Source organism: Stenotrophomonas sp. I18B00994, assembly GCF_014145825.1.
Classification (GTDB): Bacteria; Pseudomonadota; Gammaproteobacteria; order Xanthomonadales; family Xanthomonadaceae; genus Stenotrophomonas; species Stenotrophomonas maltophilia.
Genome location: NZ_JACIUW010000003.1, coordinates 304,701 through 319,147 on the forward strand (window position 1 = coordinate 304,701; position 14,447 = coordinate 319,147).

Genomic DNA, 14,447 nt, shown 5'->3' on the forward strand with positions numbered 1-14,447 from the left:
GTGCAGGGGCCCGTGCGCACCGTCGCGTGGTCCGAGGGACGCGCTCGGCCGGCCCACTTCTGTAGAGCCGAGCCCATGCTCGGCTCCACAACAATGTCGCTCAGGCGATCTGCACCACGCGTGCGTTCTGGCACAGCGGATAACTGGACACGAATTCGGCAATCGCATCACGCATCGCCTCGAACGATTCGCCGTACATGTACAGTGCGGTTTCGGTCGGGCCCTGCCACCAGCTGCAGATCTCGCCCAGGCCATCGATGTTCCCGGACAGCTGCTCGAATACGTGGTTGGAATCGCACTGTTCGTAGACCTCGTCCGGCAGGTTCAGGCCATCCAGGTAGATGCCCAGGCCCTCGGTCACGCCGAAGCTGCGATCCGCTTCGCCTGCCCCCTGGATCTTCGACCCCTTCGGTGCACCCAGCTGTTCCAGCAGATCGATCAGCTTCGGCACGCCGGCCGCATCGACCAGGGCAACTTCGATATCACCGTATTCGACCTCGCCGAGATCGGACATCGCGGTGCCGCCGCCGGTCAGCTCGCCCACCTGAGCCGCCTGCAACAGCGCGTCGAGCGGATCTTCGAACAGTTCGTGGCGATGCTCGGGCTGCAGCCGGGCGTTCAACTTCACGGTGACGTGCAGCGTGGGTTCGGTCATGGGGGCGTTCCTGGAAGATTTCAGTTCCCATTGTAGAGTCGAAGGTAGCGGCAGGAGCCGCTGCGAACGTCGCTTGCGACGGCCCGAAGGCTGTCGGTCAGGACGACCGGCATAGCCACGCTCGACTGCCTTTCCCGCCAGAAGCAGCCGAGCCTGGACTCGGCTCTACAACAGCCCGTCAACGCAGGAACGGCGGCACTTTCCGTTTCAGCAGCTCCACCAGCACCGGGTCCATGTAGTCGTAGTCATCCGGGATATCCAGGCAGATCACCCGCTTGCCGTTCAACCAGGCCTTGTAGCGGCTGGACAGCCGATTGCGGTGGGCGCGCACCATCACGAACACCAGGTCCGCCCACTGCAGCAGCTCAGGGCTGAGCACTTCCTCGGCGTCGGCCAGCAGCCCGGCCGAGGCGGTCTCGATGCCCGGCCAATCGGCAAATACCTGCTCGGCCGTAGGGCTGCGCAGGCGGTTCTGGCTGCAGAGGAAGAGCACGTTGCGGGTCATGAGCGCAGCCTAATCGGGGTCGAATCCCTTTTCCAACGGAAAAGGGCTCTGACACCAACAGGGTGCTTTCAGACAAATTGCATGGTCGGATGACCGTTCAAGGGGCCACCATGTGCTTTTGCCACCGTCCAGATGTCCATGATCACCAAGGATGACCTGTTAACGTCGTTCGGAGAGGTGGCCGAAGTCCACGGCTGCTACTTCAGCAAGTACGTAGTCGCGACGTACGTACTCTATTGCTGCGTGAGGAATGCCAAGAGACATGACCTCGCGATCGCGTCCAAGAATGTCGATGATCCGGAATTCGCCACCAGCGTTGTGCTGAACGCACCGCACCATCTTTCACATGATGGGCCAACGATCTTCGAGATTCCTTCCAACGCCTATGGGTTCACTCATGCGATGGCGGTTCCCAGCACCTATCACGGGCTTCTGAATCGGATCGAGAAGCGCACGGGGCTGTTCCTGTGCCTGCCGATCTTCCGGTGTGAGTTCAACGGCAACGAATCAGCAGAGGATTTCAGGTGGTCCACACATCACATCGTTGACGTCAACAACTGGCATAGGACCAGGCAGCCGAAGATATGCGTGTACTTCGACAATCCCCGCACTGGCGGCGGAACGGACAAGGACGGCGCCATCGTGAGCCTGGAGACGTTAATGGCCGAGATCGACAACCTCAACGGAGTGAGCAGCGGCTTCATCGAGATCACCAACTATCGCAATGAGGTGATCGAGGTGTTGTCGCCGGAGGAAGGCCACTACGTATTGATCCGCAACCGCCAGGATGAAGAAGCAATGGACCGCGCCGGGTTGGTGGCAGCCGTGGAGACATTCACCATCAGCTGATAGCCGACCGCTGTTGTAGAGCCGAAGGTAGCGGCAGGAGCCGCTGCCAACGTCGCTTGCGACGGCCCGAAGGGTGCCGGTCAGGACGACCGGCATAGCCATGCTCGGCTGCTCTTTCCCGCCAGAAGCAGCCGAGCATGGCTCGGCTCTACAGGAATTCCCGCCTCTGACGGTGATCAGATCACCGTCAGGTTGGCATACGCCATCACCAGCCACTTGCTGCCGGCGTCGGCGAACTCGACCTGCACGCGGGCGTGGGCGCCGCTACCTTCGTAGTCGGTCACCATGCCTTCGCCGAACTTGGGATGGGTGACCAGCGCACCGAGCTTGATCGGCGGTGCCTCGATCGAGGCATGGCCCATCACCCGGCTGGCGCCCATAGAGGCCGGTCGCGAGACCTGCACCTTGGGGCGCACTTCGTGCAGCAGCTCGCGCGGAATCTCGCGCAGGAAGCGCGACGGCAGGCTGTAGTTGTCCTGGCCATGGATGCGGCGCGATTCGGCATAGCTCAGCACCAGCTTCTGGCGCGCGCGGGTGATGCCGACGTAGGCCAGGCGGCGCTCTTCTTCCAGCCGCCCGCTTTCCTCCAGCGAACGCGCGCTGGGGAACAGGCCTTCTTCCAGGCCGGCCAGGAACACCAGCGGGAATTCCAGGCCCTTGGCCGAGTGCAGGGTCATCAGCTGCACGCCGTCCTCGCCGGCCTGCGCCTGGCCTTCACCGGCCTCCAGCGCGGCGTAGGCCAGGAACGCGACCAGCTCGTCCATGTCCTCGCCCACTTCCTCGATGTCGTCGGCGCGGCGCACGAAGCGCGAAGCGACCGAGACCAGTTCGTCGAGGTTGTCGGTGCGCGATTCCGAATCCAGCGAATTGCGGCTTTCTTTGCTCCAGTGCTCGCGCAGCTGCGAGCGGGCCAACACGTGGTCCACGCGCTCGGCCAGGGTCATGTGCACGGTCTGCGCCTGCAGCTCGTTGACCAGCCCCAGGAAGCCGGCCAGTGCATTGCGCGCGCGTGCGGCCAGCGCGTTGCCCTGGGTGACCAGCATCGTTGCTTCCCACAGCGAGATGCCCTGCGCGCGCGCCTCGCGGCGCACTTCGTCCAGCGTGCGGTCGCCGATGCCCCGGGTAGGCGTGTTGACCGCGCGCTCGAAGGCGGCGTCATCGTTGCGGTTGGACAGCAGGCGCAGGTAAGCCAGCGCGTCCTTGATTTCGGCACGTTCGAAGAAGCGCATGCCGCCGTACACGCGATAGGGCACCTGTTCGCTCAGCAGCGCCTCTTCAAGCGCGCGCGACTGTGCGTTGCTGCGGTAGAGCACGGCCACTTCGGTATAGCTGCCACCATCGCGTACCCACTGGCGGGCACGCTCGACGATGTAGCGCGCCTCGTCCATCTCGTTGTACGCCGCGTACAGGTCGATCGGTTCTCCGTCGCCACTGTCGGTCCACAGCTGCTTGCCGATGCGATCCGGGTTGTGCGCGATCACCGCATTGGCAGCGCCGAGGATGTTGGCAGTGGAGCGATAGTTCTGTTCCAGGCGGATGGTCTGCGCACCTGGGAAATCACGCAGGAAGCCCTGCACGTTCTCGACCTTGGCGCCGCGCCAGCCGTAGATGGCCTGGTCATCGTCACCAACAACGAACACGTGGCCGGAATCACCGGCCAGCACGCGCACGAAGGCGTACTGGATGGCGTTGGTGTCCTGGAACTCGTCCACCAGGATCTCGCGGAAGCGGGCCCGGTAGTGCGCCAGCAGCGCCGGGTTGTCGCGCAGCAGTTCGTGCGCGCGCAGCAGCAGCTCGGCGAAGTCGACCAGGCCGGCGCGGTCGCAGCGTGCCTGGTATTCGATATAGGCCTGGCGCATGGTTTCCAGCCACGCATCATGCGGCTCGGGCTGGATGTGCTGCGGGCGGCGACCCTCATCCTTCTGTTCGTTGATCCACCAGGCGATCTGCTTGGCCGGGTACTTGCCGTCGTCCAGTTCCAGCGCCTGCACCACGCGCTTGACCAGCCGCAGCTGATCATCTGAATCCATCACCTGGAAGCCTTCGGGCAGCTTGGCGTCCTGCCAGTGCAGGCGCAGCAGGCGGTTGGCCAGGCCGTGGAAGGTGCCGATCCACATGCCGCGGCTGCCATTGGGCAGCTGCGCGTCGATGCGGTGGCGCATTTCACCGGCCGCCTTGTTGGTGAAGGTCACTGCGAAAATGCCGTGGGTCGGCACGCCGTCGACTTCATGCAGCCAGGCGATGCGGTGGGTGAGTACGCGGGTCTTGCCGGAACCGGCACCGGCCAGCACCAGGTGGTGGCCGGGGGGAGCGGAGACGGCTTCGCGCTGGGCCGGGTTCAGGCCATCAAGCAGGTGGGAGACATCCATGCCCCCATTTTACGGCATCGCCGTCGCGGCTCCTGCGACCACCTGGGTGGCCAGTGCCTGCGCCTGCTGACGCAGTTCAGGCACCGCCAGGCTTTCCCACAGGCTGCCGATGCGCAGGCTGCCGAGCACGCCCAGCTGCGCCTGCGGCTGGCCACCGGCGGCACACAGGCGATCGCCCGGCACCATGCTGTCCAGGCCCAGCCCATGCGGGCCGGGGCGGGCCAGGCCATCGGCCTGCAGCTGCTGCAGCAGCGGGTTGCGCAGCGCACTGGCGCGGGTTTCCACGCCGGTAGCGTTGATCACCCCGCTGATCGTCCACTGCTGTTCATTGCCGGTGGCATCGCGACCCGACAGCCGCAGGGCATCGCCTTCGCGGCCGACGCGTTGCAGGCGGGACCGGTGGATACGCAGTTGGCCGCTTTCGATCAGCGCCTGCAGCTGTGCGTCGACCTCTTCGGCGATGCGGTGGCGATGCACGTCCCAGTAGCGCACCACATGGCGCAGGAAGCGGCGCTGGTCGGCCGCGTCGAGGCTGCACCACAGCGCCTGCCCGTGCGGACGGATACGGTCCATCACGCCCTGCCACGGCAGGCCGTCGGCCTGTGCCTGGCGTGCGAACCCACGCAACGCGCGCAGGCGCTGGCGCAGGTTCATCGGCAACAGCGTGGCCGGGTCGAACGTGGGCAGGCCGCCGTGCGCATGCGGCAACGGCAGCAGGCCGTGGCGCGAGATCACGTGCAGCGGGCCGGTGTGGCCGGCAGCGACCAATGCCAGCACGGTGTCGGCCATGCTCAGGCCGGAGCCGACGATGGCCACGGCCTGCTCGCCGGCCAGGGTGCGCACGCCGTCGTAGTCCCAGGCCTCGATCACGTCATCGGCGGGCAGCGCCTCGGCACCGGCTACCGGCAGCGGTCGCATGCTGTTGCCGGTGGCCAGCACCGCCTGCGCGGCGTGCAGCGTGCTGCCATCGCCGAGTGTCAGCTGGTAGCCATGGTCATCCGGCTGCAGGCCCAGCACCGGCTGCGCGAGCACCTGCAGCTGTGCCGGGCTGGTCGCAGCGGCCTCCTGCAGGCGCTGCTGCAGGTAGGCAGCAAAGTAGTGGCGGCACACATAGCGCTCGCCCAGCACCTCGCGCGCCTCGCCCGGGTAGGCATTGGCGGCCATCAGGTAGTCGAGGAAATCGCCGGGCTGGTCGGCAAACGCACTCATCTTCGCCGCCGGCACGTTCAGCAGGTGCTCCGGCCACGGCGTGGCATAGGCGATACCCTGGGCCAGCTGCGAGGCGGGTTCGAAGATGGCCAGCGCCAACGGCGCCTTGGCCTGGCGCAATACCTGGATCGCCACCAGCACCCCGGCCGCACCACCACCGATGATCGCCAGGTCCAGTTCGCCATTACGCGGTGAATCAGTCATGTGCCGATTGTAGGCCATCGGCGATGACAGGCCGGATTGCCGGAATGGGCGGCCGGCATTGCTTCACATCAACGCATCGGCCAGCCGTGCAATACCTTCGCGGCTGCGCCGCCACGTAGGGCGGCTGCGCCACTGCTGCAGGTCCAGCTGCCGAGACTCGCGCAGGTAGCCATCCTCGATCGCGCACAGCTGCTGGACCAGCGCGCGGTCGTAGCAGATCAGGCCGATCTCGGCATTCAGCGCGAACGAGCGGATATCCATGTTGATGGAGCCGAGCACGGCGATGTCCTCATCCACGCTCATGTGCTTGGCGTGCAGGAACTGCGGCTCGTACAGCGCGATGCGCACGCCACAGCGCAGCAGTTCATCGTAGTAGGCCTCCTGCGCCCACGACGTCAGCCGCTGGTTGTTGCTGGCAGACAGGATCAGCTGCACCTGCACGCCGGACAATGCGGCGATACGCAGCGCACTCAGTGTGGCTTCGTCAGGCACGAAGTACGGGGTGACCATCACCAGCCGGCGTCGCGCCAGGTGGATCAGCGCGGCTACCGCGTCGCGCGCGTTGCTGTACGGGTAGGCCGGGCCGCTGGGCAGCAGCTGGGTGGCGATGTCGTCGCCGCATTCGGGCACATCGGTGATCACATCCAGGCGCTGGCCGGTCTCCATGTACCAGTCGCTGGCGAATACGGCTTCCAGATGCGCCACCGCCGGGCCGCGGACGCGCGCCACCAGTTCGCGGTTCGGGTGGCCCGGCACGAACTGCGGGCCCGCCAGGTTCTGCGAACCGACATAGGCCACTTCGTTGTCGATCACCGCGATCTTGCGGTGGTTGCGCAGGTCCATGCGTCCGCTGCGACGCCAGCGCAGGCCACCGGGCAGCATCGCGCGCACTTCGATGTCGCGCGCCTGCAGGCGCTTGCGATAGGCGCGCAGGCCACGCTTGGCGCCCACCGCATCGAGCAGCACGCGGCACTGCACGCCACGCGCGGCGGCACGCTGCAAGGCCTCGACAATGGCCTCGCCGACCGCGTCGTCGAACATCAGGTAGTACAGCAGGTGCACGCGGTCTTCGGCCTGGTCGATGTCGGCGATCAGCGTGTGCAGCGACTCGTCGTAGTCGGTCAGCAGATCGACGGCGTTGCCGTGTACCGGCATGAAATCGCCTTGGCGCTGCACCAACGGCACGATCTCGGCGCTGGCGGTGTCGGGCTGTGGGGTCCAGCGCAGGCGATGCTGCAGCGCCTGCTCCTCACGGATCACCTGCGAGGCCTCGGCCTGGCGGCGGATGCGCTCGCGCGACAGCCACGGATGGCCGAACAGCAGGTACAGCGGCAGGCCCAGCAGCGGTACGAAGCCGACCAGCAGCAGCCAGCTGCGCGCCGCGCCGGGCGTGGTGCGGGTGGGAATCCAGCACAGCGCGACCAGCCGGATCAGCCAGTCGATCAGCAGCAGGTAGGAACCCAGCAACCACTCGAACAGCATCGTGTCGCCCGTCGGGAGGTGATGTGCCATTCTGCCCACCGGCCCTTGTAGAGTCGAGCCGCGCTCGACTGCGTTGAAGCAGCGTGCCAACCAAGGTTGGCACCTACCGGGCGGACAGCGTGCCGACCAACGGTCGGCACCCACCACGGCAATGGCGGAGCAGCCGGCAGCCGCCCTGGAATGCCGGGCATGAAAAAACCCGCCACAAGGGCGGGTTTCTTCGCGGGGACCAGCAATCCTTGCGGATTACTTGATCTTGCCTTCCTTGTACAGGACGTGCTTGCGCACGACCGGATCGTACTTCAGGAATTCCATCTTCCCCGGGGTGTTCTTCTTGTTCTTGTCGGTCGTGTAGAAGTGGCCGGTACCGGCCGAGGAAATCATACGGACCTTATCGCGCTTGCCTGCCATGATGCTTTACTCCTCAGACCTTTTCGCCGCGCGCACGCAGCTCAGCCAGAACGGAATCAATGCCGTTCTTGTCGATGGTGCGCAGTGCATGCGCGGAAACACGAAGCTTGACCCAGCGGTTCTCGCTGGCCACCCAGAAACGGCGCTCGTGCAGATTCGGCAGGAAACGACGACGGGTCTTGTTGTTGGCGTGCGAGACGTTGTTACCCGTCTGCACTCGCTTGCCGGAAACCTGGCATACGCGGGACATTGCGCACCTCGATAGTAGTAGTTGTCAGCCCGTAGCCCGGGAGACGGCGGCCTCGATGGTTGCCCACCACACGTCAAGAGAATCAAAGGGTTACGCTGGCGTTGGGCGGCCGGGGACGTGCTCCCGGGGGGCGCCGCCCGGTAGAAAACCGGACACAGCGAGCCGCGCATTATGCACGGGTTCAAGCACTTGCGCAAGTTACCCACAGGCTGCGGCTGAACCGGCAGGGCCGGGAGCCCGCCAACCGGCATACTGCTCCGGTTCACTGCGGAGCTTTCCATGCGGCTGCTGGCCCTGACCTACGGAACCGAAGGCGATACGCGTCCCCTGGCCATGCTCTGCCATGGGCTGATCGGCGCAGGCCACGAGGTGACACTGCTTGCCGATGGCGGCACCCTGGGCAGCGCGCAGGCACTGGATGTGCCCCATGCGGCTCTTGAAGGTGACATCCATGACGAAGTGGTCGCGCTGGTCTCGCGTGGCAACGGTGTTGCCGCCGCCAGTAGCGGGCTGGCACGGATGGCGCTGCAGCATGTCAGCGGCTGGATGCGCCAGGCCGATGCCGCTGCCGAAGGCTGCGATGCGATTCTGACCGGTGGCCTGGCGGCCTTTGTCGGCATGAGCGTGGGCGAACGCCGCGGACTTCCGGTCATCGGCACCGGCATGATCCCGCTGACCCCGACGCGGGCCTTCCGCTCTCCGTTCCTGCCACCGGGACGCTCGCCGGGCTGGTTGAACCGCGCCAGCTATGGGCTGGTCAACGGCCTGATCTGGCGCCAGTTCCGTCGGCCGATCAGCGCAGCCCGCAAGCAGCTGGGGCAATCGCCGCGCCGCTCGCTGTGGCCCGGCCTGCCGATGCTCTATGGCATCTCGCCGCAGCTGCTGCCGCCACCGGCGGATTGGCCGGCCGACCACATCGTCTGTGGCCAATGGCGCCTTCCTGATGCGCCCTGGATACCCCCGGCCGATCTGCAGGCCTTCCTCGATGCCGGCCCGGCGCCGGTGTATCTGGGCTTCGGCAGCATGACCGGCTTTGATCGCGAGCGCGTGTTGCCGGCCCTGCTGCAGGCGCTGGCGCCACGCCGGGTGCTGCTGTTTCCTGGCTGGGTGGGACTGCCTGCGATGCGCTTGCCCGATTCGGTCTTCGTACTGGGGCCGACTCCACACGAAGCGCTGTTCCCGCGTTGCGCATTCGCAATCCATCACGGTGGCAGCGGCACCACGCATTCGGCCTGCCGCGCCGGTGTTCCTTCGCTGGTGATGCCGTTCGCCGCCGATCAGTTCTTCTGGGCTGATCGTCTGTATCGGTTGGGCGTGGCACCGGCACCGTTGTCACCGAAGCGGCTGGACGCAGCAACGCTGGCGGCAGCCATCACCTTCGTTGAAACCGACGCAACACGCGCACGCGCGGCGGCCCTGGGCGTGGCGATGCGCCATGAGGACGGGGTGGCCTGTGGCGTTGCAATGATCGAGCGATGGTTGCGGCCGGTGTGACAGCGGCCAGGCCTCAGCGCAGGTGCGGAATCACCTGCGCCAGCAGGTGCGCATCCTTCAACGCGCCATGCAGGCCGCGCTGGCTGGGAATGCGCAGGCGCTGCAGCACATCATCCAGCTTGTTGCCCTGACCCGGCCAGCGTCCCCGCGCAAGCTTCAGGCTGCAGGTGATGCGGCAGTGCTGGGCCAGCGTGCCGGGGATGCCGGACAGGCGCAGCTCGTTGTCCAGGAACCCCACATCGAAGGTGGCGTTGTGCGCGACCATCTCGCTGCCGCGCAGGAAGTCGAGCAGTTCGGCGGCTTTGCTGGAAAACAGTGGCTTGCCCACCAGCATCGCGTCGCTGATGCCATGCACGCGCTGTGCGCCCCAATCGACTCTGCGCTGCGGCTGCAGGTAGGTGTGAAACTGGCGGCCGGTGAGCTGGCCATCGATCAGTTCGACGGCACCGATTTCGATCACCCGGTGCCCCAGGCGGTGGGAGATGCCGGTGGTTTCGGTATCCAGTGCGACGATGCGGCTCATCAGGGTGTGCGTTCTCCAGTACGTGCACGCCGATTCTCGCACGCGGCCGATGCACTCACCCCAACGCTTCCACCACCCAATCGATGAACACCCGCAGCCGCTGGCTCATGTGCCGGTTCGGCGGGAACATCACATGCATCGGCATCGGCGGCAGCTGCCAGTCCTGCAACACCGGCAGCAGCTCGCCGCGCGCCACGTGCGGTTCGGCCATGTAGCTGGGCAGCGCCACCACGCCCAACCCCGCCAACGCAGCGGCCAGATAGGCATTTCCATCATCGAAGCCGACCGTATAGCGGCCCTGCACCTCAACGCGCTCATCGCCGCGCTGTGCGCTGAACACCCGCGCCCGGCCACTGCGCGGGCTGAGGAAGCCGATCATGTGGTGGTCGGGTCCTTCCAGCGCGCGCGGGTCGGTCGGCAGGCCGAAGCGCTGCACATAGCCCGGACTGGCGTGGAAACCGATCGGCAGCGCGCCGAGCGGTCGCGCCACCAGTGCCGGGTCTGCCGGGGTGCCACCCCGGATCACGCAATCGACGTTGTCTGCGATGACGTCGACCTCGCGGTCGCTGACGCCGATGTCCAGCTGGATCTCCGGGTAGCGCGCCTGGAAATCCGGCAACGCCGGCACCAGCCGCAACCGCGCGTAGGGCCCGGGCACATCCACGCGCAGCCGCCCGCGTGGCTGGGTGGCCGCGTCGCCCAGCCCGCCCTCCACCTCTTCCAGCTCGGCCAGCAGGCGGGCGATGCGCGGGTAGTAGGCCGCGCCATCGGCGGTGACGCTGACCCGGCGCGTGGTGCGGTTGAGCAGGCGCAGCCGCAGGTGCGCCTCCAGCTGCTGCACCAGCTGGGTGGCCGTGGTGCGGCTGATCTGCAGGGTCTGCGCGGCGCGGGTGAAGCTGCCGGTCTCCACCACGCGGGCAAAGGCCCGCATCGCCTCGAAACGGTCCATGGCTGACTGCAATTGTTTGGGATTTGCAATCAATCTAGGCCGATCATCGCGGTTTATCCAGACAGCGCTGGCGCGGAGGATAGGCGTCCTCACCCACGGGTTCTTCCCCATGTCACAGCGTGATGTCGTTTTCCCCGCCGGCCGCCAGGCCCTGTACGAGCGCAACCGCTACTCGCCGGCGATCCGATCCAACGGTTTCCTGTTCGTCTCCGGCCAGGTCGGCAGCCGCGAGGACGGCTCACCCGAACCGGACTTCGAAACGCAGGTCCGCCGCGCCTTCGAGAATCTCAATGCGGTGTTGGCTGCTGCAGGCTGCACGTTCAATGACGTGATCGACGTGACCGTGTTCCTGGTCGATCCGGAGAAGAACTTTGAGAAGGCCTGGGCGATCGTGCCCGAGTACTGGGGCGAGGCGCCGCACCCGACCCTGACCGGCATCGGCGTGACCTGGCTGTATGGGTTCCAGTTCGAGATCAAGGTGATCGCGAAGCTGCCGTGATACGGGTAGTGCCGGCCGCTGGCCGGCAACGCGGTGGGGTCGAAAAGCGTGTCGACCAAGGTCGACACCCACCAAGGCAGGAAGTCCGCACCCACCAGGGCAGGATGCCCCCAGGCCGTCCACCTGAACGGGAGATTCCGACGTATTCCCGAAGCGGCCATTGATATTGTATCCGGCGAAAACCGCTTGCTAGCCTCCCTTCCATGCGCCGGATCGCCCGCCACCTTCGCTCGTACCTGCTGATGCTGCTGATGGCGGCATTCGTGGTCGTGCCGGTGGCCGACGCACTGGCCTGCACGGTGGAACCGCACGCCAGCACGGTGCATGTTGAGACCGCACCGGATGCCGATGGCGATACCGACGGCAAGCATGTCGGTGCCTGTGGCCACAACCACTGCCATCACTCCAATCTGAGCCTGCCGGCCAGCACCCTCGCCGCCTTCGGTGCGCCACTGCCGGCGCGCTGGATGAATGCCGGCGACGTGGCGACCTATGCGGTCGCCCAGGATGAATTGACGCGTCCCCCCCGGGCGTGAGTTGAGCGCGTCCCGCAATCGCGGGCTCCCGTTTCACTCACAACCGGAATCCCCCTATGTCGATCCTGACACCTCGGTCGCCGCGCGCGGCCGGGCTGGTCGTCGCCGTGCTGCTGGGCCTGGCCCCGGCAATGCAGGCGTCGGCACAAGCCGCCCCTTCCTACGACAGCCTGCTTGAACGCCTGGACCAGCTGCCCGGCACCCGCGTGGGTACGGCGCTGGCCGAGGCCGCCGACGCGCGCGCCGACCAGGCCCGTGCGTTGCCCAACCCTTCCCTTTCCTACTCCGCCGAAAACGCCTGGGGCACCGGCTCCTATGGCGGCATGGGCAAGGCCGATACCGTGCTCACCCTGTCCCAGCCACTGGAGGTCTGGGGCCAGCGTGGCGCGCGCGTCCGTGCGGCCCGCGCCGAAGCACAGGCCGCCAACCTGCGTGGCGCGCAGAGTCGCAGCGATGTGGCCAGCCAGCTCGCGGTGGTCTACGCACAGGCGGAAAGTGCACTGCGCCGCTACACCCTGGCCGAAGAAGCACTGACCCTCACCCGCGATGACGCCAACGCCGTCAACGCGATGGTCAAGCAGGGCCGCGAGCCGCAACTGCGTGCGGTGCAGGCGCAGAGCGAAGTGGCCAATGCCAGTGCTTCGCTGGATGAGGCGCAGGCCTTCCGTGATGCCGCGCTGGCCCGCCTGGCCGGTGCCGCGTTGCTGGATGCGCCGGTGCAGTCGATCGACGACAGCCTGCTCGACCGCGCGCCGCCGTTGCCGCGCGGCGCCACCGACGTGGCGCTGGCGGTGCGCATTGCCGAAGCCGAAGCCGATGCGGCGGGCAAGCTGGTTGAGGTGGAACGCAAGCGCGCCCTGCCCGACCTCAGTGTCACCGCCGCGCAGACCCGCTTCCGCGAAGGCGGCGAGCGCGCCTACAACCTCGGGGTCAGCCTCAGCATCCCGCTGTTCGACCGCAACCGCGGTGGCATCCGCGCCGCCAATGCCGACCAGCGCGCGGCCGAAGCACGCCTGGACCAGCAGCGCCGCGACAGCGAGGCCGAGCGCCTCTCTGCGGTGGCCGGGTTGAAGGCCGCCAGTAGCCGTACCCGCGCCGCCGATGAAAGCGTGGTCGCCGCCGAAGAGGCGTATCGCTTGGCCCGCATTGGCTTCGACGCCGGACGCATCTCGCAGCTGGAACTGCGCAGCACGCGCAGCGCCCTCATCGCCGCCCGCGGCACCGCCGTGGATGCGCGCCTGTCGCGCGTCGCCGCGGAAATCGATCTTGCCCGCCTGGAAGGGCGCGCACCCTTTGTGGAGGCTCCATGACTCTCTCCCGTACTTTCCCGCTGATCGGCGGCGTGCTGCTGACCGTCCTGCTGGCTGGCTGCGCCGGCAACGCGCAGACGCCTGCCAATGAAAACCCCGCTGCGGCCAAGGCCGGCACCGACGATGGCCACGGCCATGCCGCCGGCAGCAAGGAAGCCAAGGCAGAAACCGCGAAGGCGCCTGCTGACGCCGACGAAGGCGTGGTGCAGCTGACCCCGGAGCAGATCAAGGCCTCCGGTATTGAAGTGGTCGCGATCGGTCGCGGTGGCGGTGGTTCCACGCGCCTGTCCGGCCGGGTCGAACCGTCGGTCGGCGCACGCGCGTCGGTGGCCTCCACGGTGACCGGCCGCGTCGAGCGCGTGCTGGTCGCGCCGGGCACCGCGGTGAAGCAGAACCAGGCGCTGGCGATCGTGGTCAGCGGCGAAGCGGCGGTGTTCCGCGCCAATGCGCTGGCCGCAGCGGCCGAAGCCGAGGCCGCGCGTCTGGCCTATGGCCGCGACAAGGCGCTGGTCGACCAGGGCGTGGTCGCCCGCCAGGAGATGGAAGCCTCTCGCGCACGTTCGCTGGCAGCACAGGCCCAAGCTGCTGCCGCGCAGGCCCAGGCCGCCGCCAACGGTGCGCCCGATGCCAGCGGTCGCGTGCGCATCACCAGCCCGGTGGCCGGCATCGTCGGCAACGTGCAGGTCACGCCGGGCGGCGTGGTCGCCGCCGGCAGTGCAGTCGCCGATGTCGCCGACCCGACGATGAACGAGCTGGTGTTCACCGCACCGCCCGCGCTGGCCGCGCAGGTCACGCCCGGCATGAAGCTGGAAGTCAGCGTGCCGGGTGGCAGCTTCACCGCCACCGTCACCGGTTCGGCCGCCGATGTGCGCCAGCAGGGCGGCGTCGCGGTCATCCGTGCCACGCCGGTGGATGCGTCGCTGCCGCCGGCCGGTTCGCCGGTATCGGCCGTAGTGGTCACCGAAGGCCAGGACGGCTCGCTCAGCGTCCCGGCCGATGCGGTGCAGAACGTCGATGGCAGCAGCGCGGTGTTCGTTGCCGTCGAAGGTGGCTTCAAGGCGCAGCCGGTCCTGGCTGGCCGTCGCGCCGGTGACCGCATCGAGATCCTCGGTGGCCTGACCGGCAGCGAGCGCATCGTTGGCAGCAACGCCTTCCTGCTCAAGGCCGAACTGGCCAAGGGCGAAGCCGAGCACGGCCACTGA

At 67.2% G+C, this 14,447-nt stretch carries 15 protein-coding genes; 6 read left to right on the top strand and 9 right to left on the bottom strand.

The features are described 5' to 3' along the window. Positions 1 to 100: 100 nt before the first annotated feature. Complete coding sequence (locus H4O10_RS05090; protein WP_049454922.1) at positions 101 to 655, bottom strand: hypothetical protein; 555 nt, start codon at positions 653 to 655, stop codon at positions 101 to 103. Positions 656 to 833: 178 nt separating this feature from the next. After that, positions 834 to 1,160, bottom strand: a complete 327-nt coding sequence (locus tag H4O10_RS05095) for a low molecular weight protein tyrosine phosphatase family protein (protein ID WP_049454920.1) — start codon at positions 1,158 to 1,160, stop codon at positions 834 to 836. 138 nt (positions 1,161 to 1,298) lie between these two features. Here H4O10_RS05095 and H4O10_RS05100 point away from each other — a divergent pair, with 138 nt between their 5' ends. Continuing rightward, positions 1,299 to 2,009 (top strand): hypothetical protein, encoded by a 711-nt coding sequence (locus H4O10_RS05100; RefSeq protein ID WP_033833844.1) that lies wholly within the window; start codon positions 1,299 to 1,301, stop codon positions 2,007 to 2,009. A 176-nt stretch (positions 2,010 to 2,185) separates the two neighbouring features. On the opposite strand, the gene uvrD is transcribed toward H4O10_RS05100, so the two are convergent. From uvrD to rpmB, 5 genes are all read right to left on the bottom strand, one after another. After that, on the bottom strand, positions 2,186 to 4,378 hold the full coding sequence (gene uvrD / locus H4O10_RS05105; RefSeq protein ID WP_049454917.1) for a DNA helicase II: 2,193 nt from the start codon (positions 4,376 to 4,378) through the stop codon (positions 2,186 to 2,188). A 9-nt stretch (positions 4,379 to 4,387) separates the two neighbouring features. After that, a complete protein-coding gene (locus H4O10_RS05110; protein ID WP_049454915.1) occupies positions 4,388 to 5,809 on the bottom strand; it encodes an FAD/NAD(P)-binding protein in 1,422 nt (473 codons plus the stop codon). A gap of 45 nt (positions 5,810 to 5,854) precedes the next feature. Further along, the gene (cls, locus tag H4O10_RS05115) at positions 5,855 to 7,273 is read right to left on the bottom strand and encodes a cardiolipin synthase (RefSeq protein ID WP_005414897.1); all 1,419 of its coding nucleotides are present in this window, start codon (positions 7,271 to 7,273) and stop codon (positions 5,855 to 5,857) included. Positions 7,274 to 7,519: 246 nt separating this feature from the next. After that, the gene (rpmG, locus tag H4O10_RS05120; RefSeq protein WP_169411268.1) at positions 7,520 to 7,687 is read right to left on the bottom strand and encodes a 50S ribosomal protein L33; all 168 of its coding nucleotides are present in this window, start codon (positions 7,685 to 7,687) and stop codon (positions 7,520 to 7,522) included. Between the two features lie 10 nt (positions 7,688 to 7,697). Beyond that, the gene (gene rpmB / locus H4O10_RS05125) at positions 7,698 to 7,934 is read right to left on the bottom strand and encodes a 50S ribosomal protein L28 (protein ID WP_005411638.1); all 237 of its coding nucleotides are present in this window, start codon (positions 7,932 to 7,934) and stop codon (positions 7,698 to 7,700) included. Positions 7,935 to 8,213: 279 nt separating this feature from the next. Here rpmB and H4O10_RS05130 point away from each other — a divergent pair, with 279 nt between their 5' ends. Then, entirely contained in the window at positions 8,214 to 9,428 is a 1,215-nt protein-coding gene (locus H4O10_RS05130; protein WP_049454913.1) for a glycosyltransferase, read from the top strand. A 13-nt stretch (positions 9,429 to 9,441) separates the two neighbouring features. Here the strand turns inward: H4O10_RS05130 and dnaQ are convergent, their stop codons facing one another. Then, a complete protein-coding gene (gene dnaQ / locus H4O10_RS05135) occupies positions 9,442 to 9,951 on the bottom strand; it encodes a DNA polymerase III subunit epsilon (protein WP_014648871.1) in 510 nt (169 codons plus the stop codon). A 55-nt stretch (positions 9,952 to 10,006) separates the two neighbouring features. Beyond that, on the bottom strand, positions 10,007 to 10,900 hold the full coding sequence (locus tag H4O10_RS05140) for a LysR family transcriptional regulator (protein ID WP_049433030.1): 894 nt from the start codon (positions 10,898 to 10,900) through the stop codon (positions 10,007 to 10,009). Between the two features lie 109 nt (positions 10,901 to 11,009). Here H4O10_RS05140 and H4O10_RS05145 point away from each other — a divergent pair, with 109 nt between their 5' ends. From H4O10_RS05145 to H4O10_RS05160, 4 genes are all read left to right on the top strand, one after another. After that, positions 11,010 to 11,399, top strand: a complete 390-nt coding sequence (locus tag H4O10_RS05145; RefSeq protein WP_049433029.1) for a RidA family protein — start codon at positions 11,010 to 11,012, stop codon at positions 11,397 to 11,399. A gap of 203 nt (positions 11,400 to 11,602) precedes the next feature. After that, entirely contained in the window at positions 11,603 to 11,935 is a 333-nt protein-coding gene (locus H4O10_RS05150) for a hypothetical protein (protein ID WP_033835343.1), read from the top strand. Positions 11,936 to 11,991: 56 nt separating this feature from the next. Beyond that, positions 11,992 to 13,245: a TolC family protein gene (locus tag H4O10_RS05155; protein WP_033835344.1), complete on the top strand. Its 1,254-nt coding sequence runs from the start codon at positions 11,992 to 11,994 to the stop codon at positions 13,243 to 13,245. Beyond that, entirely contained in the window at positions 13,242 to 14,447 is a 1,206-nt protein-coding gene (locus H4O10_RS05160; protein WP_049433027.1) for an efflux RND transporter periplasmic adaptor subunit, read from the top strand. Before H4O10_RS05155 ends, H4O10_RS05160 begins: the two co-directional genes overlap by 4 nt.